Here is a 24,145-nt window from a genome sequence, read left to right on the forward strand (position 1 = left end):
CGGCGCCGTGCGCGTCCCGGCTGGCCACGACGCGGCCCGCGGCCGCCAGTGCGGCGTCGGCGGCACCGCGCAGGGTCACGTGCGCCGCCAGCAGCGCGCGGTCGTCGGGGTGGTCGTCGATGTGCCGCTCCCACGCCGCGGCCAGCTCCCGGGCGGTGGCCAGCGCCGCGTCGGCGAGGTCGCGCTCGCCGGTCAACCGGTCCACCTCGGCCACCAGCTCGCCGATGCGCCGGTGCCGGGCCGCCTCCCGGGCGCCCGCGCCGACGAACTCGGCGGCCGGCTTGGCCGAGGCACCGGCGAGCACCCCGGCCCGCCACCGGCCCCCGGTCGACACGGTGAGCCCGCTTCCGTCGGTGCGCTCGTCCAGGCCGACGCGGGCCAGGAGCCGGGCGACCACCTCGGGCGGGACCGGTGAGTCCGGCGGCACGGCCGGCACCAGCACGTCGGCGAGGCTCGGGCCGGCGACCGGTTCCCCGGCGACGACCGCCGCCAGGTCGGCGCCGTCCCGCTCGGCGAGCGAGCCGTCCGCGCTCACCCACGCGGCCAGCAGACCGCAGGACTCCAGGGCCGCCTCACAGCCGGCCCGCGCCGCGTAGTCCATGCCGGGGGCGAAGTCGACCAGGCGGTAGAACGCGGCGCCGGTCGCCGGGTCCCGCTCGGCGGTGGCGAAGGCGGGGCGGGCCGGGTGGGTGTCCACCCCGGACCGCAGCGCGGTCAGCTCGGCGCTGGCCGCGGCCAGCTTCTGGTCGATCTCGTCGACGAGGTGCTTGGTACGGCCCACCTCGGAGTGCAGCCCGGGCAGCCGCCCGCGCAGCCACGCATGGGCCCGCTCGGTCGCCCGCCGGGCGGAGTCCTGGTCGGCGGCGAGCTCGGCCGGGGACGGCGGTGCCAGCTCGGGCGCCGGCTCCGGGATGCCCCGCGCCCACTCGGTGACCGCGTCGAACCAGGTCCGTGCGACCTCGTCGAGCCGCTCGGCCGCCTCCTCGCGCCGGCCCGCGGCCTCGGCCGCGGCGAGCTGGGCCGTGTGCGCCTCCTGCTCGCGGCGGCCGACCTCACCCTGCTCCGCGGCGAGCTCCCTGGCCCGCTCGAGCAGTGACAGCGTCACCGCGCACCGCTCGCCGAGCGCGCTCGCGGCCCGGGAGGCCTGCTCGGTCGCGGCGGCGAGCGCGTCGCGCAGGGCCTCGGTGTCGACCGGTGGCGGCTCCCGCCGGACGATCTCGACCGGTGCGGCCTCCGGGTCCAGCGTCGCCCGGCCCGTCTCGTGCGCCTCGCGCGGCTCGCCGACGGGCACCGTGGGCACGGCCGGCGCCAGCCGGGGGTCCAGCCCGGCCGCTCGCATCCGCTCGGCGATCGTGGCGGCCAGGTCGGCCGCCTGCGTGGTGTCGTCGGCGAACCGGGCCAGCTCGGCGAGGACGCTGTCGACCAGCTGCTCGGTGTGCTCGCGCTGGGAACGGAGCTGGCGCAGCGAGCTGACCGCGGCCTGGCGGGCGGCCTGCACGACCCGCTTGCGGTCGGTCAGGTCGCGCACGCTGTCGTAGAGCGGGGAGCTCTTGAGGTCGTCGACCCGGCCCTCGAGCGTGGTCTCCCGCTCCTCCAGCTGGGAGACCTCGGCCTCCGACTTCTCCGCCGCCGCCTCCTCGTCGCGCAGCCGGGTCACCAGCTTCGCCACCTCCGCCCGTGCGGAGGTCAGCTCGCGCGTCGCGTCCGCGGCCCGGCGGCCGGCCGTGCGCAGGCAGCCGTAGGCGTAGCCGGCATAGCCGGTGAGGAAGCGGCCAAGCGCCGCGTGCGCCGCGGCCAGCCCGCGAATGTTGTCCCGGATGGACTCGAGGTCCTCGAAGGACCGGGCGAGCTGCTCCACGACCGCCGGGTCCAGCGGCGGCAGCGAGTCGGAGAGGATCTGCTCCAGCTGCCCCTCGAGGACCTTGAGACCCACGTCCGGGTTGCGCAGGGTCCGTTGCAGGTGCAGCAGGTCCGCGTAGCGCGCGGCCGGGATGCCGTAGACCAGCTCGGAGATCCTGGCGCGGAACGGCTCCTCGTCGTGCAGGCAGTCGGCGCCGATGATGTCGCGCAGCTGGGTCGCGCTGACCGGCGTCCCGTCGGCGACCAGGCCGAAGTCGTGCCCGACCCGGCGCTCGGTGACGAACCGCCAGGAGTCGTTGATCTGCTGGGAGGTGGCCGACGCCTTGACCCCGATCCCCGAGGTCAGGTACTCGGCCACGCCGTCGACCTCGCGGCGCAGCTCGATCCACGCGTAGCCGATCCGGTTCGGCCCGCCGGCGTAGTCGTCGAGCATGAGCCGGCGCATGCTGACGGTGTCGTAGCCCTTGGAGCCGATCTGGTGCAGGTCACCGTCCAGGCACAGCGGCAGCAGCAGCTCCAGCGTGCGGGACTTGCCCGACCCGTTGGTGCCCTGGAAGATCGCCCGCCCACCGGACAGGTCGAACTCCTCCACCGAGTACTGCCAGACGTTGACGATGCCGCCCCGGTGCAGCTGCCATCTCACGGCATGTCCCCCTCGTCGAACAGCGACCACCCGGCCACCGGCTCCGGTTCCTCCTCCGGCTCGCCGGCCTGGCGCGGGGTGGCGTCGGGTTCGGGCTGCCAGCGGTGTCCCGCCGGGCTCAGCAGCCACCCGTCCTCGTCCCGGCGGGCCAGCCGCAGCGCCGCGAGCAGCCGCAGCACGTCCTCCACCAGCCGGGCCGGGTTGGTCTGCCGCGACCAGGCCGCCGGGTAGGCCTCGAGCAGCCCGCCGCACACCTCCGCCACCCGCTCTGCGGTGACCGGCACCCAGCCACCCTCGACGGCCGGCGCGTCGAGCAGCTCCGGCAGGGCGAGCAGCGCGATCCTGGCCACCGTCGACTGGCCGGGGAAGGTGATGTCGGTGAGGTAGTCCTCGGGGTCGGTGACCGCCACCCCCTCCAGCCGGGTCTCGGTCACCAGCCCGAAGCAGCGCTCGAGCAGCCGTGCCTCCGACCGCGCCCGGCGCCGCAGCCAGGCGGCCTCCTCCTCGGACAGGTCGGTGTAGTGGGTCACCGGGTGCTCGACGAGCCGCCGGCGCACGGTGTGCTCGACGCCGCGGGGACCGGGCCGCGCGGCCAGCCGGACCAGCTCGCTCGCCGAGCCCGCGGCCCCGACCGGCCCGGTGACCAGCTGGCCGAGCAGGGAGGTGTCCACGGTCAACAGCGCCTCGGCGGGGGAGTCGGACAGCGCGGTCACGGTGCCCTCGGTCTCGGTGAGCACGCCGAGCGCGACCAGGTGCCGCAGGGCGGCGGCGATCGCCCGGAGGTCGCCGAGGTCGTCGCTGACGCTGATCCCCGCATGCGCTGCAGCCGTCCGCATGTCGGTGACCAGGCGCGAGAGCAGCGTCTGCTGGCCGACGGTGGTGAGCGCGGCGATGGCGAGCGCGAGGTAGGCGTAGCCGCGTGGACCCAGCGAGGGTTCACCGCGCGTGGGGTCCTCACCAGGACCGCTCTTGTAGAGCCGGGCGAAGCGGCGCTCGACGACGAGCCGGTACCCGAGCAGCCCGGCGAACAGCTCGGTCAGCGCCGCGCGGTGCCGGTGGACCAGCGGCAGCAGCTCGGCCTCCGGCCCACCCGCCCGCAGCAGGGGCCGGCGCAGCAGCACCCGTGCGCACCGCACCACGTCGGCCTGGTCGATCTCGCCGAGTCGGTCGAGACTGTCGACGGTCACGCGCCGGCCTCGAGGGGGGTTACGACGACGGCGGTGTCCTGGAGCTGGAGGACGCCGGCGTGGGTGCGGATGGTCTGGGTGTGGCCGGGCTCGGGGCGGACGACCAGGCGCAGGCCGCCCAGCGGGTCGCCGGACTCGCCGGGGTCGGTGGTGCGCTCGCGTTGGGCCATGGCGTCGGTGAGCAGGCCGCACAGCGTGTCGAGCGCGTCGGGGGAGAGCGTGACCCGGTCCAGCCGCCCGCGGGCGTCGGCCAGCTCGGCGAGGGCGTCGGCGTGCCGGGCGTCGTTGCGGCGGGCCTCGGCGAGGAGCTGCTCGCGGCCCAGCGGGTCGTCGAGGATGCGCGAGGTGCGCCCGCGCGCGCCGCGGTCGCCCCGGCCGCGGACGCTGACCGTCACGTCGAGCACCGGGCCGTCCGCCCACGGGGTGCGCTCGTCGTCGGCGTCGTGCTCGGGGGCGGGTAGCAGGTTGCGAGCGGAGTAGAGCCCGAAGGCCGCCGCGGCCAGGACGTGTGCCTGGTCGGGGGTGGCCTGGTCGAACCAGGTGGCGAGCGTGAGCAGCTCGGCGCGGCGGCCCGGCTCCGGCCCGCCGCCCGAGGTGGCCCGCTTGACGGTGGCGAGCAGCGTGCCGATGGCCCGCGCCGTTGCCTCGCGCAGGGCGGTGACCTGGCTCGGCCGACCCGGCCGGTCGACGAACCAGTCGGTCAGCTCGGTCCAGTCCTCCAGCCGGCGGCCGCGGGCCCGCTCGATGTCCGCGCCGAGGGAGCCGGCGGGGGTGAGCAGCCTCAGCAGCTCCCGCACCGCGCTCGCGAACTCGACCCGGGTGAGCACCTCGGCGATCGTCGGCGTGTGCCGCAGGACGTCCTCGACGACCATCTGGATGTACTCGACGAGCAGGTTGCGGAACCCGGAGATCTCCTCGGTGACCAGGTGGTAGCGGGTGACCACCTGGCCCAGGTAGGCGTAGAAGTCGCGCACGGTCGCGGCGAGCTCGCCGTGCTGCAGGAACAGCGTGGTGACCTGCTCGGCCAGCCGCTCGATGGCGCGCTGGGCGGCCGGTGAGCGGGGGTCGCGCGCGTGCTCGAGGCTGGCCCTCGCCAGCCGGACGAGCACCTCGTCGAGGCCGGCGACGATGGCCGGCAGCAGCTCCCGGGAGACCTCCCGCGCCCCCTCGGCGGTGCGCAGCAGCTCGTCGGCGGCGCGCTGGACGCGCACCCCGAGCTTGCTCACCTGGTAGCGGACGCTGCCGTGCTGGAACTCGGCGATGCTCGACGCCACGACCTCGCGGCGTCCCGCGACCAGGTTCCCCCAGTCGACCAGCTGCTTGAGCCGCACGATCACGGTCTCCACCCGTGCCTCCCCGGGCGGGACCTCCCCGCGTCGCTCGGCCCGGGCCAGCGCCGCCGACACCTCTCCCGCGGACAGGTCGGCGAGCAGCGTCGAGGCGAACAGTCGCATGATCGCCAGGTAGGTCCGCCGGTGCTCCCGCGCGTCGAGGTAGGCGTACAGCTTGAGCCGGCGCGCCTCGTCCCCGGAGTGGTCGCGCACGGAGCGGTCCCCCTCGGGCACATCCGTGGACATGGGACGCCACCCTACCCGCGCCCGCGGAGCCCGGCCGACCCTCAGGTCGGCTCCCGGCGCGGCCCCTCGTCGACCTCCGCCAGGACCGCCTCGAGCGCGCCGAGCGCCCCACCGAAGGCGTTGCCCGGGGAGGCGCCGTAGCCGATGACCAGCCCACCCCGGTCCGCCACCTCGCCCATCCACATCGGGCTCAGCCGGCCGAGCCGCAGCGAGTGCCGCCCGGCCGCGGCCACCGCCCGCTGTTCGTGGTCCAGGGGCATGCGCAGGACCAGGTGCAGGCCGGCGGCGATGCCCTCCGGCGTCCAGCCGGCCGGGAGAGCGGCGACCAGCCGGTCGCGGCGGGCCCGGTACTCGAGCCGGCGCCGCCTGATGTGCCGGTCGTAGGCACCGGAGGCGATCAGGCCGGCGAGCACGAGCTGGGGCAGCATCGGGGGGTGGGCACCGCTCGCGGTCACCGCCGCGAGGACCGGGTCGACCAGGAAGCGGGGCAGCACCAGCCAGGCCAGGCGCAGCGACGGGGCGAGGGTCTTGCTCACCGTGCCGGCGTGCACGACCCGCTCCGGCGCGAGGGCCTGGAGGGCACCGACCGGGTTGCGGTCGTAGCGGAACTCGCCGTCGTAGTCGTCCTCGACCACCAGCGCGCCCGAGGCCGCCAGGGCCGCCCGCCGCTCCGGGGCCATCGTGACCCCGAGCGGGAACTGGTGGGCCGGGGTCACCACGACCGCCGGGCTCGCCAGCTCGGCGACCCGCAGGCCGGCGCCGTCCACCGGCACCCCGACGACGCGCTGCCCGGCGGCGGCCATGATGTCGCGGAAGCGGTCGACCGAGGGGTCCTCGAACGCGGTCTCGGTCCGGCCGACCTCGCGCAGCGCCCGCCCCAGCAGGCTGATCCCGTGGTTGAACCCGGCGCAGACCACGATCCGCGCCGGGTCGGCGAGCACGCCCCTGGCGCGGCCGAGGTAGGCGCTCAGCGCGGCCCGCAGTTCCGGCGACCCCCGCGGGTCGGCGTAGTCGAACACCTCGTTCGGCGCCTGCTGGAGCACCCGCCGCGTGGCAGCGAGCCAGGCCGCGCGGGGGAAGGTCCCCGGGTCGGGCCGGCCGGGCTGGAGTGTCCAGCGCGACAAGGGTGGGCGCGGCGGCGTCGGCCACGCCGCGAGCGGCGCGGCCCCGGCGGTGGCGACCCTGGTCGGCGCGCCCTGGCTGGTCGACAGGTAGCCCTCGGCGGTGAGGTCGGCGTAGACCCTGGTGACGGTGCCGCGGGCGAGGCCAAGGTCGTGGGCGAGGGCCCGCGTCGACGGCACGACCGACCCCGGCGGCCAGCGGCCGTCGCGGATCGCCGCGCGCATGGCGGCGGCCAGCCCGGCGCGGCCGGAGCCCGGCGTCCAGTCCAGGTGCGCGTCCACCGAACTGGACCATGATCTCGCCACGGAACTGGACCATACGCGTGGTCAGGTCGGCACTAGCGTCGACGGTATGACCCAGCGAACCCAGATCGGCAAGGCCGTCCCGAGCGCTTACCGCGCGATGCTCGCGCTGTCCAACGAGGTCGAGAAGGCCGCGGCCGACGCCGGGCTGGACCGGCTCCTGGTCGAGCTGGTGAAGATCAGGGCATCGCAGCTCAACGGCTGCGCCTTCTGCCTGGACATGCACACCGCCGACGCGGTCAAGGCCGGCGAGGACGCCCGGCGCCTGTTCGTGCTGGACGCCTGGCGGGAGACCGAGCTGTACAGCGAGCAGGAACGCGCCGCGCTCGAGTTCACCGAGGTGGTGACCCGGCTCGCCCAGACCCAGGACGTGCCGGACGAGGTCTACGCCAGGGCCCGGGAGGCGTTCACCGAGGACCAGTACGCGGTGGTGCTGTGGATGATCATCGTGATCAACTCCTGGAACCGGGTGGCCGTGCCCGGTCGTCAGCCGCTGCCCCGGCGCTCGGCGTGAGCGCCGCCCGGCTGCGTGCCCTGCACGTTCCCGGTGAGCCCGTGCTGCTGCCCAACGCCTGGGACGCCGCGTCGGCACGGGCGGTCGTCTCGGCCGGCTTCCCCGTGGTGGCCACGGCGTCGGCCGCCGTGGCGGCTGCGCTCGGTTACCCGGACGGGCAGGGGACGCCGCCGGCGGAGATGTTCGCCGCCGTCCGCCGGATCGCCGCGGCGGTGGACGTCCCGGTGACCGCGGACGTCGAGGCAGGCTACGACCTGCCACCCGCCGAGCTCGCGGAGCGCCTCGCCGAGGCGGGGGCGGTGGGCTGCAACCTGGAGGACACCCGGCATCCCGGCGGAGGGCTGGTGGACGCCGGCTGGCAGGCCGAGCGGATCGCGGCCCTGTGCGCGGCGGGGGACCTGGTCGTGAACGCCCGGGTGGACGTGGCGGTGAGCGGGCCGGAGGACACCGCCGCGCTCGCCGAGACCGTCGACCGCGCCCGCCGGTACCTCGCCGCCGGTGCGCACTGCGTGTACCCGATCAAGCTGCGCGACGCGGCGGTGCTCGGGGCGTTCGTCGAGGCCGTCCGCCCGGCGCCGGTGAACGCCCTGTACCTGCCGGGCTCCTCGACCCTGGTCGCGCTGGCGGAGCTGGGGGTGGCCCGGATCTCCTTCGGTCCGGGCCTCTTCCGCAGCGCGATGTCCCATGTGGACGGTTTGCTGCGCGGCCTGGCCGAGGGCGTCGCCCCCTACTGAGGCGGTCGGTGGTGGTCAGGGCACCAGGATGAGCCGGATCGGATCGCCCTGCTTGCCCTGCAGCCGCGCGACTGCCTCGCCGGCCTCGGCGAGCGGTATCGTGGCGGAGATCGAGCGGGCGAGGTCGAGCCGGCCGAACCTGGTCAGCGCGACCAGTTGCTCGACCGCGTCCTGGCTGGACCCGTAGTGGCCGAGGACCTGCTGTTCCCGGAAGCTCAGGGCGATGCTGTTCTGGATGGTGAGCGGCTGCGGGGTGAGCCCGACCAGCACCAGTCGCCCGCCCGGCGCCAGACACCCCAGGGCCTGCTCGCGCACCGCCGCCACGCCGGCCATGTCGTAGGCGACGTCCAGCCCGCCGCCGCAGAGCGCCGTCACCTCGGCCCGCAGCGAGGGGTCGGCCGGGTCGAACGCGGCGTCCGCGCCGAACTCCAGCGCGCGTTCCCGTGCCGCCGGCAGCGGGTCGACGGCGATGACCGGCGCCGCGCCGACCAGGCGCAGCAGCTGCACCGCGTGGGCGCCGAGCCCGCCGACACCCCAGACGCCGGCCGGGCGACCCGGTGTCGCGCGTCCGGTGTCGGTCACCGCGCCCCAGGGCGTGGACACCGCGTCGGGCACGATCGCCGCCTGCTCGAACGACAGCGTGTCCGGTATGGCGACCAAGGTGTGCTGGCTGGCCAGCGCGTACTCCGCCCAGCCGCCGTCGTAGTCGACACCGCGGGTGCGCACGGCGAGGCAGGGGTCGCGAAACCGCCGGCAGTTCGGGCAGGCCTCGCACCGCTGCCCGGCCTGCAGCACCACCCGGTCCCCGACCGACCACTGGGTGACGTCGGGTCCGAGCGCGTCGATCTCTCCCGCCACCTCGTGGCCGAGCGTCACCTCGGGTGCGCCGAGGAACATGGGCGTGAGGCTGCCGTCGATCAGGTGCACGTCCGACAGGCAGACCCCCGCGGCCCGGACCCGGACCCGCACCTCGCCCGGTCCCGGCTCCGGTTCGGGCACCTCGCGCACCGAGAACGTGCGGCTCGCGATCTCCAACCGTCCGGCCAGCATCTGGGGTCCTCCCGGGGTCGCGGACAAGGCTCCACCCACCCTGTCACGCTCGCCGTGCGGTTTCTGTCGGTCCCCCCTGCTTGGCTGTGAGCCATGACTGTCGAGCTGCTCAACCCGCCGGACCTCCCCGTACCGACGGCCTTCTACCAGGTGGGTGTCGCCACCGGCACCACCACCGTGTACGTGTCGGGCCAGGTGGCCAGGACGGCGGACGGCACCCCCGTCGGCGCGGGCGACCTGGCCGCCCAGACCGAACAGGTCTACCGCAACCTCGACGCGGCGTTACGCGGCGCCGGGGCGAGCTTCGCGGATGTGGTCAAGCTGACCGCGTACGTCGTCGACTGGACCCCGGAGAAGATGGCCGAGCTCGGTGCCGGCGCGGCCAGGGCCGCGGAGGCGCTCGGCATCGACATCGTCAAGCCGATCACGCTGCTGGGGGTGGCCGCGCTCGCCGAGCCGGACCTGCTCATCGAGGTGGAGGCGATCGCCGTGCGGTGAGCGTGAGGGCGGTCAGCCCGGGGGAAGGTGCCGGTGGACCAGCTCGTAGTGCTGGGAGTGTTCGTCGTGGCGGGCAAGCAGCGCCCGGGCCGCCGGCGGCACGACCGAAGCACCCGGGTCACGGCCGGCGAACGCGGTGACGGCGGACCAGTCGTCGAAGGTCATCAGCGTGAGGTGCTCGGCCGGGCCCTCGGCCGGGATCCGCCGGAGCACGGCCAGCTCCTGTAGCCCGGCGATGCCACGCGCCATGATGCCCGGCGCGATCGTGCCGTTCAGCAGCCGCTCGTAGGCGGCTGTCGCGTCCGGTTCGGCGGTCCACCCACGCCAGGCGCGAACGATCATTGGTCCTCCTTTGACAGTGTGCTGTTACTTTAACAGTATGCTGTCGTTATGTCCGAGAGCCTGGAGGCCTACCGCCTGCTGATCGCCGACGTGTACGAGCTGGCGGGGCTGTCCCGCCGGACGAGCGAGGACCTGGCCAGGGCGTCCGGCCAGACCGCCGCCCGGTGGCACGTGCTGAGCGTGCTGTCCGACGGCGCGCGGACCGTGCCGTCGGCCGCCCGTCGTCTGGGGCTGGCGCCGCAGAGCGTGCAACGCGTGGTCAACGACCTGCTGGCCGACGGCCAGGTCGAAACCCGCTCCAACCCCGACCACGCCCGCTCCCCGCTGATCGCCCTGACCGATCAGGGCCGCCACACCCTCGACGAGCTGTTCGCCCGCTCGGACCGCGACCGCACCGAGCTCCTGCACCACGCGGCGGTCGACGCCCCGAGCCTGCGCCAGGCGGGGGAGGTGATCCGAGCCCTCCTCCACGCCCTGCGTGACCGGGACTACTGATCCTCGCCGGTACTCCGCGGGCCGACGACAGCTCCGCAACTCGTCTCGACCGCCGTCACCGGTGGTGGTCAGCGTGCTCGCGGCGACCTTCGAGCTTCGCCCGGACGGTCGAGCCCTCGGGATGCTGTAAGGCCTCGAAGGCGGCCGCCGCTTCCTGCCAGGTCGCCAGTGCCTCGTCGTGCCTTCCGCAGAGGTGGTGCAGGTCGCCCAGCTGGTCCAGCGTATGTGCTTCCCAGTAGCGAGACTGGATCTCGCGGTCTATGCCGAGCGACCGTTCGAAGCAGTCGACAGCGTGTTGGTACTGGCCGAGACAGCGGTGCGCGTATCCCTGGCTCTCCAGGGCGAAGGCCTCACCCTCGCGATGTCCGATCCGGCGGTACAGCGCAAGAGCTCGCTCGGTCAGCGCCAGCGCCTCCTCCGGCGAGCCGAGCCAGGTGCGCTGCCGAGCGATCGCGGTCAGGGCGTCGGCCTTCGGCTGCAGGCTCGGTTGGGCCCGCGCCAGCTCCCAGGCTTGCTCGGCGTAGTGCAGGGCGTCCAGATGGCGGTCCTGCAGTTCGAAGACCATTGTGTGGGTCAGTTGGATACAGATGGCTCGGTTGGTCTCAGCGCACTGGTTCGCCAACTCGTTGGCTTCGTCGAGCAGTTGCGTGGTTTGGTCGAACCGCCCCAGTCGCGCCAGCGCGCGGGCGAGTTCGGGGAGCGCGACCAGGCGCGAGTCGCTGTCCCGAGCCGCTGCCAGCGTGGTGCGCCACAGTGCGGCGCGTTCGTGGCGCAGCCCGATGCGGGTGATGAAGGTGCTGAACGGCCGGGCGAGGCGGCCCAGCTGATCGCCGAGCCCGTTCTGAGCAGCGAAGTCCACGACCGCGAGGAGCGTCGCGTTCTCGCGGTCGAACCACGCCACGGCGTCCTGGTAGCCGGACAGGTGTGGTGGCACCGCGGACGACGGCGGTGTCCGGACCTGGCCGTTCCAGCAGGGTTGGATGTGGTGGTGCGCCACCGTCGCGGCGTCGATGTAGAAGTCGACGATCCGTGTCTTCGCTGCGGCGAGGTCGGGCTCGTCGCGTTCGGCACATTCCTCCGCGTAGGTGCGGAGTAGGTCGTGGAAGCGGTAGCGCCCCGGCTCGTGCTCCTCGAGGAGATGTGCGGCGGTGAGCTCGGTCAGCAGCGGCCCCACCCTGCCGGGGCCGAGCAGCGCCCGGCACGCGAGCGCGTCGATGTCGGGACCAGGGTGGACTCCGATCAGTCGGAACAGGTGCGCTGCGGGGGCGGACAGTACCTGGTACGACCAGGAGAGGACCGCTCGGACATCGAGGTCTCGTTCACCCAGGTCGAGGACATCGAGGCGATGGCGTTCGTCGCGTAGCTGGTCGGCCAGCCGGCTCAGGGACAGGTTCGGCTGGTTCACCGCGCGCGCCGCCGCGATGCTGAGCGCGAGTGGGAGGCGAGCGCACCGCTCGATCAACTGCGCAACGGCTTGTGGCTCTGCCGACAGCCGGGCGGGACCGATACGAGCGGCGAGGACGCCCACGGCGTCCTCGTGTGGCAGGACGTCCAGTTCGATCCGAAGCACGCCTTCGCGGACGACGAGGCCGTCCATGCGATTGCGACTGGTGACCACGACCAGGCAGGTGGATGAGTTGGGCAGCAGCGGCCTGACCTGGTCGGCGGACCGCGCGTTGTCGAGCACGACCAACATTCGCCGCTCGGCGACCAGACTCCGGTACAACGCCGACCGTCCGTGCACGTCGTCGGGAATGGCCGACGACGCGATCCCGAGTGCTTCGAGAAAGCCGCGCAACGCGTGAGCCGGGTCGAGCTGCACCCGTTGGTCGAACCCACGCAGGTCGACGTGCAGTTGCCCGTCGGGGAACAGGTGCTGCACGAGGTGCGCCCACCGGATGGCGAGCGCGGTTTTCCCGATGCCCGCCGTGCCCGTCAACGCGGTGATCAACACCATCGGGGCGTCCTCGGGATGGAGGAAGCTGGCGAGGCGGTCCAACTCGTCTTCGCGACCGACGAAACTCCGACTGGCAGGCGGAAGCTGGCGAGGAACCGAGGGGTCGACCACCAGGCCCGCCCCCGAACGGTCGGGAACACGCATCCATGCCGTCGCCGTGGTCTCCTTCGAGACGACGTCGACACGCTGGTACTCCGCGGCGATTCCCCCGTCCACGTGCCGCACCACCTCGTCGAAGAACCACGTCGAGACGATCATGCCCAGCTGTGCGCCCGAGTGGGCGAATGCCGTCCTGAACGCCGCCGCGTCCAGCAACCGGAACGCGTGGTTCACCGACGTGCCGACCACACCGTGCTCGTCGTAGTGCACCTCGCCGGCGTGCACTGCCACCCGCAGCCGGATCTGTTGCCTGATGTCGTGTGTGTCGTTGTGAACGCGCAGCTCGGCGATCATCCGATCCGGTAGGAACCGCACGAGCACGCTCTTCGGAATCGTGGGCGGAATGATGACCAGCACACCGTCGCCACGATCCTCGTGATCGCAGTCCGCCCACGGCACCGAGGCGGCCGCGAACGCGTTCTCGAGGGCACCGTAGAGCCCAGAGCGCACTGCGACCCGGTCGCCGTCGGTCCGGACCGGCGAGCCGAACCGCTCGACGTCCACGACGAGAATCGAGCGGTGCACCGCGAATGGCGGATCGACCATGACAACCTCTGCCCGGGCCAGGCGCCTCCGACCCAACCAGGATGCGCACCCTGTACCGGTACCGCAAGGCCGCGCCGCCTTCGGCCCTACCTCCGGCCGTAACGGACGTCGAGCCGGCCGTCGTGGCTGGTAATCCTCAGCGACCGGACGGCCGCGGCGATCATCAGCAGCACGCCGAGGTTCTCGCCGAGTTCCTCGGTGTGCAGGACCAGCACGTACAGCGGGCCGCTCTCGCCCTCGGCGACCAGCAGCCCCTGCACCAGCTCCATCCCCATGGCCGAGCCGAGGAGCAGGCCAAGGCCGCCGATCATGCACCAGCGGGTCACGCCGCTGAGCCGCCAGGCGAGCAGTCCGAGCGCCACCGCGACGACCAGCCCGGCGATCATCCCGGGTACGAGCCAGTATCCGGGGAAGCGGTCGAACGTGATCCAGTCCCGGCCGATCCGCTCGAGCCGTTCGTGCAGTGAGGTGTGGTCGTCCAGCGACAGCCCGGCCAGCACCGCGGCGCTGACGAACCAGGCCCATGCCCCACGGATCCCTGCCGCGCTAGCCAGGGCGCCGGTCACCGCGTGGCTCACCGCGGCGAGCACGAGCAGTGCCACGCTCCACCAGGTCGGTAGGTTGCCCTCGGAGAAGACGTCGAAGTAGACCCGGATCTCGCCGCGCTCGGTCGTGAGCGGGTGGTCGATCACCGCGGGGATCGCCATGCTGAGCACGTTCAGCGTGACGGTGACCCCCAGCACCCACCACGCCAGCGTGTGCAGGCGCACCACCCGGGTTACAGATTCGACCTGTTCGTCTTCCACACCCGTCGTCATTCCGCCCCCATTCACCCTGTGGTGGCGGACACATTAGGGCATGGTGAACGGAAGGTGACCGGGGAGTGGATTGGCTCAGTGAACCCGGGTGAGCCCCTCAGATCAGCTGCAGGTCGGGGGCCGGGGCGTACTGGTTGAGCCGTTCGAGCAGGTCGTCGTCGGCCTCCGCGCTGCGGAAGGCGGGCGGCTCGGCCTGGCCCGGTCCCATTCCGGCGATCAGCTCCTCGGCGAACTTCGCCACGACGCGCGGCGGCGGGACGACGTCCACGCCCAGGTAGGAGAGCACGATGAGGTCCTCACCGGACGCGGTCTCGATCGCACCGCACCAGCCGTGCCGTTCGTCCCACAGCAGGGCGAGGTCGCGGTCGGGGAAGGCGGGGGCGCGACCGTCCAGCGGAACGTAGCCCGTCGCTGGTGAGTCGACATGCACCCAGAACGCGTCCCCGGACTGTCCGAGCGCTTCGCTGACGAGGCGGACGTAGCGGCGAAGTCCACGCGCCGTGCGGCTCCGAGGCTCGAGCTCCATGGGTGTTCTCCTCCATGTGCAGTTGTGCCGCGGGTGAGCGGCACGTCCGGGATACCCCCCTTTGACACTTCGACACCCGGCCCGGGTACATACCCCGGCCGGGTGTCGAAGATCACGGGCTCAGGCGTCGATCTGCTTGCGGTCGCTGGTTCCGGAGATCGAGATCTTGCGCGGCTTGGCGGCCTCCAGGACGGGGATCCGCAGCGTCAGCACGCCGCCCTCGTACGCGGCGTCGATGCGGCTGCTGTCGAGGGTCTCGCCGAGGAACAGCTGGCGGGAGAACACACCGAGGGGCCGCTCGGAGACCTGCATCTCGACGTGCTGGTCGGTGCTCGGCCGACGCTCCGCCTTGACGGTGAGCACGTTGCGCTCCACGGTCAGCTCGACGGCGTCCAGGTCGACGCCCGGCAGGTCGAACACGACGACGAACTCGTCGCCCGTGCGGTAGGCGTCCATCGGCATCGCGGTCGGGCGCGACCAGGTGCCGGTGGTGCCGAAGACCTGCTGGGCGAACCGGTCCAGCTCCCGGAAGGGGTCGGTGCGCATCAACATCTGGCTCTACCTCCTCGTGGTCTTGGTTATGTCAACGCGCTTGACTCCGTTGTAGCATGTCATCCAGATGACGACAAGTACACAGTCATCGGAAGGATGACGTGATGAGTGACACAGCCGACGACCTGTCGGCCGCACGGGCGTTCGCCCTGGTCGAGGCGGTTCTGGACGAGGTGCGTGGCAGCGGCGCAGGCTCGGGGGAGGAGGTGCTGACCGGTCTGGAGGTCCTCCGGCGCCTGCGCGAGGAGCTGGCGGCCTGGGAACCCGAGCTGATCACCGCGGCGCGGGAGCAGGGGGTGAGCTGGGCTCGGATCGCCCCCGCCCTCGGGGTCACCAGCCGTCAGGCCGCGGAGCGCCGCTACCTTCGCCTGCGCCCGTCGTCAACGGGTGAGGCCACCGGCGAGGAGCGGGTGCGAGCCGAGCGCGACAAACGGGCCGGCGACCGGGCAGTCGCCGTGTGGGCGCGCGAGAACTCGGCGTCGTTGCGCAGCCTGGCCGGCCAGGTGACCGCGGTGGAGGGGCTGGGTGCCGCCGCCCAGGCCCATGTCGAGCGCGTCCAGCAGGCCCTGGGCGAGGACGACGCGGCCGCGCTGCTCGCCCCGCTGGCCGGTGCGCATGCTCACCTGCGCGAGGACCACGCCGCCCTTGCCGACCAGATCAGCTCCCTGACCAGGGAGACCGACCAGCTCCGCCGGCGCCCCCGCGACCGCCACGTCTCACCGGCCGAGGGCGCCTGAGGCTCGGCGGGGAGGCGTCAGCGGGAAGCGTCGAGCAGGGTGGCGGCGGCGGCCCGGGCGCGCAGGGCAGGCGCCTCGGAGCCAGTGATCGCGGCCATCGTGATCGCGCCCTCGACCAGCAGGAGCAGCTGGTCGGCCAGCTCGGTCGGGCGCCCCGCCGCGGCCGCCAGCTCGCGCAGGTACCCGAGCATCGCGTCCTTGTGCAGCCGCGCCTCCTCGGCCACGGCGGGCGAGGTCGCGCCCAGTTCCCCGAACAGGTTCACCCACGCGCACCCGCGGTAGGACGGCTCGGCGAACCACTTCCGCAGCCAGTCGAAGACCGCGAGGATCCGCTGGTCCGGGTCCTGTCGGCGGTCCACGTGAGCGGCCAGGCTGGCGCGCAGTGAGCCGTCGCGGCGGCGGAGGAACGCGGTGACGAGCTGCTCCTTGCTGGGGAACAGCTGGTAGAGGCGCTTGAGCGACACCCCGGCGGCATCACGGATGTCCGCCATGCCCACCGCGTGGACCCCGCGCCGGTAGAACAGGTCTTCGGCGGCGTCCAGCGCCCGGGTCTCGGCCGTCCCGACGTCCATGCCCACCTCCTGTCGACACGGAGAACCAGCGTTCTCTAGGCTAGTGGAGAACCGTGATTCTCTCCAGGAGGACCCGTATGGACCGCCCACCGCTGCCCCCGTTCGACCGCGCGAGCGCCCTGACCAAGGTGCAGGCCGCCGAGGACGCCTGGAACACCCGTGACCCCGGCCGCGTCGCCCTCGCGTACACAGAGGACACCGTCTGGCGCAACCGGGACGTGTTCCTCACCGGCCGGGCGGAGGTGGTCGCCTTCCTCACCGCGAAGTGGGAACGAGAGCTGGACTACGCGCTCCGCAAGAACCTCTGGGCCTTCGACGGCAACCGCATCGCGGTCCGCTTCCAGTACGAGTCCCGCGACGCCGGCGGCCAGTGGTACCGCAGCTACGGAAACGAGCTGTGGGAGTTCGACGAGCACGGGCTGATGGCCCGGCGCGAGGCCAGCATCAACGACGTCCCCATCACCGAGGCGGAGCGGCGGATCCTCGGTCCCCGGCCGGAGCACGAGCGCGGCCTGGACCTACCCCTCCGTTAGGGCGCGGCCGCACAGCCCAGCGACCGGGACTGTGCGGCCGCGCCTCTCAGTGCGACTCACGGGCGACCGCGTGCCCGCTCGAGCCGACCAGGAAGTCCAGGTCGGCTCCGGTGTCGGCGCCGTTGACCGTGGTGACGTAGAGCTGCTCCCACCCGCGTCGCGGTCGCGCGAGGGCCTCGGCCATCGCGGGGGACGGGTCGCGGGCGGCGAGCTCGTCGGCGGGGACGTCGACATCCAGCCGGCGGGCGGCGACGTCCAGCGTCACCACGTCACCGGTGCGGATCCGCCCGAGCGGCCCGCCGGCTGCCGCCTCCGGCGCGACGTGCAGCACGACCGTGCCGTACGCGGTGCCGCTCATCCGCCCGTCGCAGATCCGCACCATGTCCCGCACCCCGGCGCGGAGCAGCTTCGCCGGCAGCGGCAGGTTCGCGACCTCGGGCATGCCCGGGTAGCCCTTGGGGCCGCAACCGCGCAGCACCAGCACCGAGTCGGCGTCGACGTCGAGGTCCTCGTCGTCGATGCGGGCGTGCAGGTCCTCGACCGAGTCGAACACCACGGCGCGGCCGCGGTGGGTGAGCAGGTGCGCCGACGCGGCCGCGGGCTTGATGATCGCCCCGTTCGGAGCGAGGTTCCCGCGCAGCACGGCGATCCCGGCCGCGGGCAGCAGTGGCTCACCGCGGGTGCGGATCACCTCCGGGTCCCAGATCGGCGCGTTGTCGAGCCCCGCGACGAGTGGTTGTCCGGTGACCGTGCTGGCGTCGGGGTCGAGCAGGTCGACGATCTGGCCGAGCACGGCACGCAGCCCGCCGGCCCGGTACAGGTCCTCCATCAGGAAGCGCCCGGCCGGCTGCAGGTCAACCAGCAGCGGCACGTCCCCGCCGATCCGGTCGAAGTCCTCCAGGGTCAGCGGGATCCCCAAGCGGCCGGCGATGGCGAGCAGGTGGACGACGGCGTTGGTCGATCCGCCGAGCGCGGCGAGGGCGACGATCGCGTTGCGGAACGAGCCGCGAGTGATCACCTGGCTCGGCCGCCGGTCCTCGGCGACCATCTCGACGACCAGCCGGCCGGTCTCGTGCGCCTGGGCGAGCAGCCGGCTGTCGGCCGCGGGGATGCCGGCGGTGCCGGGCAGTGTCGTGCCGAGCGCCTCCGCGAGCAGGCCCATCGTCGACGCGGTGCCCATCGTGTTGCAGTGGCCCCGGCTGCGGATCATGGAGGACTCCGACTCGAGGAACGCCTCCCTGGACAGGGTGCCGGCCCGGACCTCCTCGGACAGGCGCCAGACGTCGGTTCCGCAGCCCAGGGGGGTGCCGCGGAAGGTGCCGGTGAGCATGGGGCCGCCGGGGACGACCACGGCCGGCAGGTCCACCGACGCCGCGGCCATCAGCAGCGACGGGATTGTCTTGTCGCAGCCGCCGAGCAGGACGACCCCGTCGATGGGGTTGGCCCGCAGCATCTCCTCCGTGGCCATCGCGGCCATGTTGCGCCACAGCATGGCGGTGGGGCGGACGTTGGTCTCACCGAGGGAGACGACCGGGAGGTTCAGCGGCACACCGCCGGCCTCCCAGATGCCGTGCCGCACGCTCTCCGCGACCTCGTCGAGGTGGGCGTTGCACGGGGTGAGGTCGGAGGCCGTGTTGGCTATGGCGATCTGCGGCCGTCCGGAGAAGCTGTCGTTGGGTACGCCGCGGCGCATCCAGGCGCGGTGCATGTATGCGTTGCGATCCTCGCCCGAGTACCAGGCCGAACTGCGCATCGGAGGTCCTTCCGCCCTAGGATTCGGAAGATCATGGACAACGCTACCCCCGCGGGTGCGATGCGCGCCTTCGTCGTGACTGCGCCGGGCCGGGCCTCGGTGCGGACGGTGCCGGTCCCCGTCCCCGGGCCCGGCGAGGTCCTGGTCGAGGTCGAGCGGGCCGGCGTCTGCGGGACCGACGCGGAGTTCTTCTCGGGCGAGATGTCCTACCTGCACACCGGGCAGGCCGAGTACCCGATGCGGCTGGGCCACGAGTGGGCCGGCGTGGTCGCGACCCTGGGCCCCGACGTGGACCCGTCGTGGTTGGGTCGCCACGTCACCGGCGACACGATGCTCGGTTGCGGCCGCTGCGCCCGGTGCGTCGACGGCAGGCAGCACCTGTGCGCCGACCGGTACGAGATCGGCATCCGTCGGGGTTGGCCGGGTGCACTGGCCGAGTACCTCCCGGTTCCGGTCCGCTTCCTGCACCCGCTGCCGTCCACAGTGGATGCGATAGCTGGCGCGCTCGTCGAGCCCGGCGGCAACGCCCTGCGCGCGGTCCAGGCGGCGCAGGTCCGGCCGGGCGAACGCCTGCTGGTGCTGGGTCCGGGGACGATAGGCCTGCTGTGTGCCCTGCTGGCCGCGGCGGAGGGTGTCGAGGTGCACGTGCTCGGCCGGGAGGAGCCGTCGCTGGCGTTCGCGCGGCGGTTGGGTTTCGCGTCGTCGTGGACCGCCGAGACGCTTCCGCCGGTGCCGTTCGACGGCGTGATCGACGCGTCCGGGGCGCCGGGGTTGCCGGCCAGGGCGGTGGAGCTGGTGGAGCCGGGCCGCCGGGTCGTGTTCATCGGGATCGCCGGCGAGCCCAGCCCGGTGGACACCCGCGAGCTGGTCTTCAAGGACGTGACGGCGGTAGGGGTGCTCAGCGGTTCCGCGGGCCTGGCCGGCGTGATCGACCGGTTCGCCGCCGGAGTGGTGGACCCCCGCCCCCTGGTGGCGGCGACCGTCGGCCTCGCTGAGGTCGCCCCCGTCCTGGCCGGCACCCGGCGACCCGAGTGGGGCGCGGCACCCAAGCTCCACGTAGATCCGAAGCGCTAGCGCCGACCTCCGGGCTGGTCCGGACGGAAGCGGCGGCCAGGTCCGGAAGCTCTCGCCGGTTGGCCTCCGGCCCCCGGTCACCAGCCTACGAGCGGGTACCGACAGTCCTTGCCAAAGCGGCGGCCATGTCCGGAAAAGCACGTGCCGGTTGGCCTCCGGCCCCCGGTCACCAGCCTACGAGCAGGCACCGACAGTCCCGGGCCTCAGCGCCGGCGGTGCCGGACCACCTCAGCCCACGATCACGCCGCGACCGGCGCCACCGCCATCCCGCCGGGGTCGATCACGGCGGCGGTGGCGTTGTCGGTGGCGCCAGCCGCCTTCGCCGCGGCTGTCAGTGCGGCGGCGGGGTTCACCGACCGCGCCAGGATGTCCGCCATCTCGCCGCTCGTCAGGACGCGGTGTACGCCGTCGCTGGTCAGCAGGAGTCCGGTGGGAGTCCGCAGGGTGGTGTGGCCGAAGCGGGGTGGGTCGGCGGTGCGCATGCTGGTCAGCACCGTGTGCTCCATCCGCCTGGTCACCGGCTCCCCTCGCGCCCGGAAGTACTCCGCCACGGTGTGGTCGGTGGTGAGCTGGTGCAGAACCCCGCCGCTCCAGGCGTAGGCGCGGACGTCGCCCACCCACGCGATGGCGTAGCCGACCGGGAGCGGCTGGGCGACCACGACGACGCAGTCTCCCGCCTCGGGGTCGGCCAGCACCGCCCGGCGGGCCCTGGCCAGCGCGGCCACCGGCCCCTCGACGACCGGAGCGGCTGCCGCCTCGCTCGCCGCGCGCAGGGCGGCCCTGGCCGCGGCGGGGGTGTCGCCCACCCCATCGGCGAGGGCTACCGCCAGTCGGCCGGTCGTCCAGTCGGTGCTCGCGGCGACGGCGTCGGCGTTGGTCTCCCTCGCCCCCAGGAAGCTGGCGGTGTGCCACCCCGGCCGGATCGGCTGGGTCTTCATCTGGCCCTCCTCGGCTCGTCGCTGACCCCAGCGTGCGCCCGCTGCCTGAGCTTTTCCTGTGCGCCGTGTGAACGGAGGCTGTGGGTCGCCGTCACTCGAAGGGGCGCCTTACACCAAGATCGCGTTTGGTGGTCCAATGTGGAGGTACCTCGCGGCTACCGAACGCTTCAAAGGAGAGGCTTGGGTCATGGCTATACAGGACGCGGTGCCGAACATTCGGCCACGAGCCGGGCACGACCTACTGACGGGTATCGACAGCGTCCTGTCGAGACTCGACACCCCCGAGCCCGACGGCGACGGCGCCGCCGAGTTTCTGCTGATCGCTCTGGTCCGCTGCGCCGCCTGCGGGGACATCCCCCAGGTTCGCGCGCAGGCCGACGCCGTCCGGTTCGCCGCCGCACTGCTGCGGGACGGCATGACCGAACGCGCGGTCCTGATGCTCAAGCAGGCCCGGATGGACCTGCTGCCGTAGGAAACGGGTGGGGCCCGCCCGACGCAGGCCCCACCCGGCTCACTCGTCCACCAGCGGCTCGGCCCGCACCCGCCGCAGCGCCGGCGCGCACACCGCCGCCGCGAGCAGCGCCACCAGCGCGCCGAGGACCACCGGAGCCGCGATCCACGGGCTGAACACCGGCGCGCTCTGCGACACCAACCCGAACAGCCCGACCGCGACCGCGGTCCCCAGCGCACCGGCACCGAGCGTCGCCACCAGCGCTGGCAGCGCCGCCTCGGCCCGCAATGCCCGGGCGAGCGTGCGCACCGGCGTCCCCGCCGCCATCAGCGCGCCGAAGGTCCTCCGGCGGTCCATCACCGAGCCGGCCGTGGAGATCGCGGCGCTCACCCCGGCCAGCAGCGACGCCGTCACCAGGCCGATCACGGTCACCCGGCGCAGGTCCGCCAGCTGCGTGTCCTGCTGGCCCAGCATCATCTCCTTGCTGATCACCTGCTCACCCCCGGACGCCCCGAGCAGCGCGGTCCGGACGATCTCCCGGCTCTTCTCGGTGGCCGGCACCGCGACGCTCACCCCCTGCGCGGGCGCCCCGGACGGCCAGAGCACGGGGTCGACGACCACGACGTCGGCTGCGGCCGGCATGGGCGCGACGGGTGCGTCCGCCGGCAGCGGCACCGTGGAACCCGTCGACGGGTCGTGCACGCCGGCCTTGGCCAGGTCCAGCGGCTGGCTCGCGTAGATCGCGGGGGCGTCGCGGCAGGTGAGCCCCTCGGTGCCGGGCAGCAGCCGCTTGGCTTCGGCGCACGTGGCCACGACCGCCATGTGCAGCTCCTGGCCGCTGGTGATGTCCGCGTGGTCCACCCTGGCGGCCCGGACGTCCAGCCCGTAGCCGGCGAGCGCCTCGTCGGCGTCGGCCACGATCGCGGCCGCGCGGTCCTCGCTGGTGGTCAGGTAGAGCACCTCCTCGCGGAACTGGCTGTAGTACCCGGACTCCGCCTCGAGGCTCGGCATCAGCGTCAACGCCATCGACCCCGCGAACGCGGCGAGCACCACGCCCGCCGACGCGCGGTAGGCGGCCTTGGGATCGTCGCGCAGTCGCCGCCCGGCCAGCAGCGCCGCCGGGCGCCGCCACCTCCGGACGAAGACGCCGCCCAGCGCCGAGGTGATCCACGGACCGACGAGGCTCGGCGACCACATCAGCACGCCCAGCGCCACCAGCATCGGCAGCATGGTGCCGTCCTGCCTGCTGGCCTGGGTGAGCGTCCAGAAGAACACCGCGACCGCCGCGGGCACCAGGAGCAGCCGCCACCAGGACAGCGGCTTGCGGGCGTACCCGGTGCCGGTCGCCATCAGCGGGGTGTTCACCACCCGCCGCAGGCCGGCCACCGCCGCCCCCACCACCAGCACGACCACCACCAGCGCGATCGGCACGACCAGCCACACCGGGAGCACGAAGTCGCCGGCGAACCAGGTCCCGCCGGCCCAGGGGACGAAGGCCGCCAGCCGGTGCAGCAGCGGGGACGCCGCCACCCCGAGCACGGCGCCAGCGACCGCGGCGAGCCCGGTCTCCGCGGCGACCATCGCGGTCACCTGCGCCGGCGTCGCGCCCGCCAGCCGCAGTGCGGCCAGCCGCCGCTCCCGCCGGGCGGCGATCAGCCGGGACGCCGAGGCGACCAGCACCAGGCTGGGCACGAGCAGCACCACCACGCCCACCCCGGCCAGCAGCGAGAGCAGCTCGTCGGGTTCGGCGTCGCCGAAGCCGAACGAGGACAGCTCCATCGCGCTGTCCGGCATGGTGTCCCGGCTGTGCCCGACGAGCACGACCAGCTGCTCGGGGAAGCGCAGGGCGTCGTCGCCGAGCAGGCCGACCGGCTCGGCGCCGAAGCGGTCGGCGAGCTCGGCGGGTGGCCGTTCCCTGGCCAGGGTGGCGAGGTCCGGCGACTGGAGCATCTCGCCGGGTCCGGGCAGCCGTTCGATGCCCGGCGGAAGCGTCACGTCGGCCGGGTCGACCAGCGGGGCGACGTCGACACGGGTGATGAGCTCCCCGTCGATCTCGTCCGTGCTCGAGCTCCAGCTGATCGTCGCGCCACCGCCGGTGGACAGCTCGTACTGCGGCTGCTGCCACAGCGCGCGCTCGGCACGGGCCTCGGCGGCCATCGGCAGGCTCGCGAGCAGCAGGACCAGCGCGGTCGCGACGGCGACGCCGACGGCGGTGAGCAGGGTGGCGACGCGGGTGCGGCGGTCGGCGCGCAGCACCCGCAGGGCCAGCTGGACCGGGTTCATGCGGTCGGCACCGCCTGCTCGATCCGGCCGTCCCGGATCGCCACCGTCCGCGGCAGCGACGCGGCGAGCTCGCGGTCGTGGGTCACGATGATCACCGCGGTGTTCGTGGTGCGGGCGGACTCGACCAGCGCCTGGACCGTGTCGTGTCCGGTGCGCGTGTCCAGCGCCCCGGTCGGCTCGTCGGCGAAGATCACCTTCGGCCGGTGGGCGATCGCGCGCGCGATCGCCACCCGCTGCGCCTCGCCGCCGGAGAGCTCGCCCGGGCGCCGGTGCTCCTTGCCCTGCAGGCCGAGCCGGCCGATCCACTCGCGGGCCGCGCCCAGCGCCGTGGTCCGGTCGCGGCCGCCGAGCAGCAGCGGCAGCGCCACGTTCTCCTCGGCGGTGAGCTCGGCGACGAGCATGCCGGACTGGAACACGAACCCGAACTCGGTGCGCCGCAGCTCGCTGCGCCTGGTCTCGTTCAGCTGGTCGATCCGTTGGCCGCCAAGGGTGATCTGTCCCTCGTCGGTGCGCAGGATGCCGGCGAGGACGTGCAGCAGCGAGGTCTTGCCCGAGCCGGACGGCCCGACGATCGCCAGAACCTCGCCGGCGTGGATGTCGATGTCGACGCCGGCCAGCGCGTACTGCTGGCCGTACCGCTTGACCAGCCCGCGGCCGGTCAGCAGTGGTGTCGCCTGGGTGTGCACAACGTCTCCCGTGTACGTGGTGGGTGAACCGTTCGTCGCGCACAGCCTGCGGGAGCGGGCCCCCGCGCCGCCTCGGGCAGACGGCCATGGCCCGGCCGAGGCGGGTCGGCCGATCGGCCGATGGGTCCCGGCCGATCGGCACCCCGCGCTTTCGGTGGTTTCCCTTGTTGCGGGGGCGATTTCTCACCGCGGCGGGGGAACTGGTCTCACGGGGGACCGATATCCGCGGCCATACT

22 protein-coding genes and 1 pseudogene are annotated in these 24,145 nt (G+C 73.6%); 8 read left to right on the forward strand and 15 right to left on the reverse strand.

Annotated features, from left to right (window positions below; all coding sequences use genetic code 11):
• The 4 genes and pseudogenes from BU204_RS42020 to pdxR all read right to left on the reverse strand — a co-directional run.
• Positions 1-2,503, reverse strand: a pseudogene (locus BU204_RS42020) (TIGR02680 family protein); the annotation flags it as partial.
• Positions 2,500-3,690 (reverse strand): TIGR02678 family protein, encoded by a 1,191-nt coding sequence (locus BU204_RS27255; RefSeq protein ID WP_075128623.1) that lies wholly within the window; start codon positions 3,688-3,690, stop codon positions 2,500-2,502. The gene BU204_RS27255 and the pseudogene BU204_RS42020, both read right to left, overlap by 4 nt.
• Complete coding sequence (locus tag BU204_RS27260) at positions 3,687-5,267, reverse strand: TIGR02677 family protein (protein WP_083661680.1); 1,581 nt, start codon at positions 5,265-5,267, stop codon at positions 3,687-3,689. The genes BU204_RS27255 and BU204_RS27260 overlap by 4 nt, the downstream gene beginning before the upstream one ends.
• 41 nt (positions 5,268-5,308) lie before the next feature.
• On the reverse strand, positions 5,309-6,694 hold the full coding sequence (gene pdxR, locus BU204_RS27265; RefSeq protein WP_143229790.1) for a MocR-like pyridoxine biosynthesis transcription factor PdxR: 1,386 nt from the start codon (positions 6,692-6,694) through the stop codon (positions 5,309-5,311).
• Positions 6,695-6,740: 46 nt separating this feature from the next.
• On the opposite strand from pdxR, the gene BU204_RS27270 reads away from it, so the two are divergent.
• Positions 6,741-7,205, forward strand: coding sequence for a carboxymuconolactone decarboxylase family protein (locus BU204_RS27270; protein WP_075128625.1), 465 nt, complete (start codon positions 6,741-6,743; stop codon positions 7,203-7,205).
• Positions 7,202-7,939 carry an isocitrate lyase/PEP mutase family protein gene (locus BU204_RS27275; RefSeq protein WP_075128626.1) on the forward strand — a complete coding sequence of 246 codons (738 nt, stop codon included), beginning with the start codon at positions 7,202-7,204 and terminating at the stop codon, positions 7,937-7,939. Before BU204_RS27270 ends, BU204_RS27275 begins: the two co-directional genes overlap by 4 nt.
• A gap of 15 nt (positions 7,940-7,954) precedes the next feature.
• On the opposite strand, the gene BU204_RS27280 is transcribed toward BU204_RS27275, so the two are convergent.
• Positions 7,955-8,989 (reverse strand): zinc-binding dehydrogenase, encoded by a 1,035-nt coding sequence (locus BU204_RS27280; protein ID WP_075128627.1) that lies wholly within the window; start codon positions 8,987-8,989, stop codon positions 7,955-7,957.
• 93 nt (positions 8,990-9,082) lie between these two features.
• Here BU204_RS27280 and BU204_RS27285 point away from each other — a divergent pair, with 93 nt between their 5' ends.
• Complete coding sequence (locus BU204_RS27285) at positions 9,083-9,487, forward strand: RidA family protein (protein WP_075128628.1); 405 nt, start codon at positions 9,083-9,085, stop codon at positions 9,485-9,487.
• A 12-nt stretch (positions 9,488-9,499) separates the two neighbouring features.
• Here the strand turns inward: BU204_RS27285 and BU204_RS27290 are convergent, their stop codons facing one another.
• Positions 9,500-9,829 (reverse strand): antibiotic biosynthesis monooxygenase, encoded by a 330-nt coding sequence (locus BU204_RS27290; RefSeq protein ID WP_075128629.1) that lies wholly within the window; start codon positions 9,827-9,829, stop codon positions 9,500-9,502.
• Between the two features lie 48 nt (positions 9,830-9,877).
• Here BU204_RS27290 and BU204_RS27295 point away from each other — a divergent pair, with 48 nt between their 5' ends.
• Entirely contained in the window at positions 9,878-10,324 is a 447-nt protein-coding gene (locus tag BU204_RS27295; protein ID WP_075128630.1) for a MarR family winged helix-turn-helix transcriptional regulator, read from the forward strand.
• 55 nt (positions 10,325-10,379) lie between these two features.
• On the opposite strand, the gene BU204_RS27300 is transcribed toward BU204_RS27295, so the two are convergent.
• From BU204_RS27300 to BU204_RS27315, 4 genes are all read right to left on the reverse strand, one after another.
• Positions 10,380-12,986 carry an ATP-binding protein gene (locus BU204_RS27300; protein ID WP_075128631.1) on the reverse strand — a complete coding sequence of 869 codons (2,607 nt, stop codon included), beginning with the start codon at positions 12,984-12,986 and terminating at the stop codon, positions 10,380-10,382.
• An 86-nt stretch (positions 12,987-13,072) separates the two neighbouring features.
• The gene (locus BU204_RS27305; RefSeq protein WP_075128632.1) at positions 13,073-13,804 is read right to left on the reverse strand and encodes a hypothetical protein; all 732 of its coding nucleotides are present in this window, start codon (positions 13,802-13,804) and stop codon (positions 13,073-13,075) included.
• Between the two features lie 97 nt (positions 13,805-13,901).
• The gene (locus BU204_RS27310) at positions 13,902-14,330 is read right to left on the reverse strand and encodes a DUF6292 family protein (protein WP_075128633.1); all 429 of its coding nucleotides are present in this window, start codon (positions 14,328-14,330) and stop codon (positions 13,902-13,904) included.
• A 120-nt stretch (positions 14,331-14,450) separates the two neighbouring features.
• A complete protein-coding gene (locus BU204_RS27315) occupies positions 14,451-14,882 on the reverse strand; it encodes an Hsp20/alpha crystallin family protein (RefSeq protein ID WP_075128634.1) in 432 nt (143 codons plus the stop codon).
• 104 nt (positions 14,883-14,986) lie between these two features.
• Here BU204_RS27315 and BU204_RS27320 point away from each other — a divergent pair, with 104 nt between their 5' ends.
• Entirely contained in the window at positions 14,987-15,619 is a 633-nt protein-coding gene (locus tag BU204_RS27320) for an HSP18 transcriptional regulator (protein ID WP_075128635.1), read from the forward strand.
• Positions 15,620-15,636: 17 nt separating this feature from the next.
• On the opposite strand, the gene BU204_RS27325 is transcribed toward BU204_RS27320, so the two are convergent.
• Positions 15,637-16,191, reverse strand: a complete 555-nt coding sequence (locus BU204_RS27325) for a TetR/AcrR family transcriptional regulator (protein WP_075128636.1) — start codon at positions 16,189-16,191, stop codon at positions 15,637-15,639.
• A 77-nt stretch (positions 16,192-16,268) separates the two neighbouring features.
• Between BU204_RS27325 and BU204_RS27330 the strand changes: the two genes are divergently transcribed.
• On the forward strand, positions 16,269-16,724 hold the full coding sequence (locus tag BU204_RS27330) for a nuclear transport factor 2 family protein (RefSeq protein WP_075128637.1): 456 nt from the start codon (positions 16,269-16,271) through the stop codon (positions 16,722-16,724).
• Positions 16,725-16,770: 46 nt separating this feature from the next.
• Here BU204_RS27330 and BU204_RS27335 read toward each other — a convergent pair whose 3' ends face one another.
• On the reverse strand, positions 16,771-18,477 hold the full coding sequence (locus BU204_RS27335; RefSeq protein ID WP_075128638.1) for an IlvD/Edd family dehydratase: 1,707 nt from the start codon (positions 18,475-18,477) through the stop codon (positions 16,771-16,773).
• Between the two features lie 33 nt (positions 18,478-18,510).
• Here BU204_RS27335 and BU204_RS27340 point away from each other — a divergent pair, with 33 nt between their 5' ends.
• On the forward strand, positions 18,511-19,551 hold the full coding sequence (locus BU204_RS27340; protein WP_233160663.1) for a zinc-dependent alcohol dehydrogenase: 1,041 nt from the start codon (positions 18,511-18,513) through the stop codon (positions 19,549-19,551).
• A 239-nt stretch (positions 19,552-19,790) separates the two neighbouring features.
• Here the strand turns inward: BU204_RS27340 and BU204_RS27345 are convergent, their stop codons facing one another.
• On the reverse strand, positions 19,791-20,489 hold the full coding sequence (locus BU204_RS27345) for a PP2C family protein-serine/threonine phosphatase (RefSeq protein ID WP_143229791.1): 699 nt from the start codon (positions 20,487-20,489) through the stop codon (positions 19,791-19,793).
• Positions 20,490-20,676: 187 nt separating this feature from the next.
• Here BU204_RS27345 and BU204_RS27350 point away from each other — a divergent pair, with 187 nt between their 5' ends.
• A complete protein-coding gene (locus BU204_RS27350; RefSeq protein ID WP_143229792.1) occupies positions 20,677-20,961 on the forward strand; it encodes a hypothetical protein in 285 nt (94 codons plus the stop codon).
• Between the two features lie 39 nt (positions 20,962-21,000).
• On the opposite strand, the gene BU204_RS27355 is transcribed toward BU204_RS27350, so the two are convergent.
• Positions 21,001-23,223 carry an FtsX-like permease family protein gene (locus tag BU204_RS27355; RefSeq protein WP_075128641.1) on the reverse strand — a complete coding sequence of 741 codons (2,223 nt, stop codon included), beginning with the start codon at positions 23,221-23,223 and terminating at the stop codon, positions 21,001-21,003.
• Positions 23,220-23,909 carry an ABC transporter ATP-binding protein gene (locus BU204_RS27360; protein ID WP_408608051.1) on the reverse strand — a complete coding sequence of 230 codons (690 nt, stop codon included), beginning with the start codon at positions 23,907-23,909 and terminating at the stop codon, positions 23,220-23,222. Before BU204_RS27360 ends, BU204_RS27355 begins: the two co-directional genes overlap by 4 nt.
• Positions 23,910-24,145 lie beyond the last annotated feature (236 nt).

Origin of the sequence: Actinophytocola xanthii (genome assembly GCF_001921205.1) — a bacterium.
Taxonomy (GTDB): domain Bacteria; phylum Actinomycetota; class Actinomycetes; order Mycobacteriales; family Pseudonocardiaceae; genus Actinophytocola; species Actinophytocola xanthii.

Excerpts from the sequence above, each read along its gene's own strand:
- BU204_RS27260 (WP_083661680.1), bottom strand. The coding sequence starts at position 5,267 with ATGTCCACGGATGTGCCCGAGGGGGACCGCTCCGTGCGCGACCACTCC.
- BU204_RS27320 (WP_075128635.1), top strand. The coding sequence starts at position 14,987 with ATGAGTGACACAGCCGACGACCTGTCGGCCGCACGGGCGTTCGCCCTG.
- BU204_RS27310 (WP_075128633.1), bottom strand. The coding sequence starts at position 14,330 with ATGGAGCTCGAGCCTCGGAGCCGCACGGCGCGTGGACTTCGCCGCTAC.
- BU204_RS27300 (WP_075128631.1), bottom strand. The coding sequence starts at position 12,986 with ATGGTCGATCCGCCATTCGCGGTGCACCGCTCGATTCTCGTCGTGGAC.
- BU204_RS27355 (WP_075128641.1), bottom strand. The coding sequence starts at position 23,223 with ATGAACCCGGTCCAGCTGGCCCTGCGGGTGCTGCGCGCCGACCGCCGC.
- BU204_RS27290 (WP_075128629.1), bottom strand. The coding sequence starts at position 9,829 with ATGATCGTTCGCGCCTGGCGTGGGTGGACCGCCGAACCGGACGCGACA.
- BU204_RS27270 (WP_075128625.1), top strand. The coding sequence starts at position 6,741 with ATGACCCAGCGAACCCAGATCGGCAAGGCCGTCCCGAGCGCTTACCGC.
- BU204_RS27345 (WP_143229791.1), bottom strand. The coding sequence starts at position 20,489 with ATGAAGACCCAGCCGATCCGGCCGGGGTGGCACACCGCCAGCTTCCTG.
- BU204_RS27280 (WP_075128627.1), bottom strand. The coding sequence starts at position 8,989 with ATGCTGGCCGGACGGTTGGAGATCGCGAGCCGCACGTTCTCGGTGCGC.
- BU204_RS27335 (WP_075128638.1), bottom strand. The coding sequence starts at position 18,477 with ATGCGCAGTTCGGCCTGGTACTCGGGCGAGGATCGCAACGCATACATG.
- BU204_RS27285 (WP_075128628.1), top strand. The coding sequence starts at position 9,083 with ATGACTGTCGAGCTGCTCAACCCGCCGGACCTCCCCGTACCGACGGCC.
- BU204_RS27305 (WP_075128632.1), bottom strand. The coding sequence starts at position 13,804 with ATGACGACGGGTGTGGAAGACGAACAGGTCGAATCTGTAACCCGGGTG.
- BU204_RS27330 (WP_075128637.1), top strand. The coding sequence starts at position 16,269 with ATGGACCGCCCACCGCTGCCCCCGTTCGACCGCGCGAGCGCCCTGACC.
- BU204_RS27315 (WP_075128634.1), bottom strand. The coding sequence starts at position 14,882 with ATGTTGATGCGCACCGACCCCTTCCGGGAGCTGGACCGGTTCGCCCAG.
- BU204_RS27325 (WP_075128636.1), bottom strand. The coding sequence starts at position 16,191 with ATGGACGTCGGGACGGCCGAGACCCGGGCGCTGGACGCCGCCGAAGAC.
- BU204_RS27340 (WP_233160663.1), top strand. The coding sequence starts at position 18,511 with ATGGACAACGCTACCCCCGCGGGTGCGATGCGCGCCTTCGTCGTGACT.
- BU204_RS27350 (WP_143229792.1), top strand. The coding sequence starts at position 20,677 with ATGGCTATACAGGACGCGGTGCCGAACATTCGGCCACGAGCCGGGCAC.
- BU204_RS27295 (WP_075128630.1), top strand. The coding sequence starts at position 9,878 with ATGTCCGAGAGCCTGGAGGCCTACCGCCTGCTGATCGCCGACGTGTAC.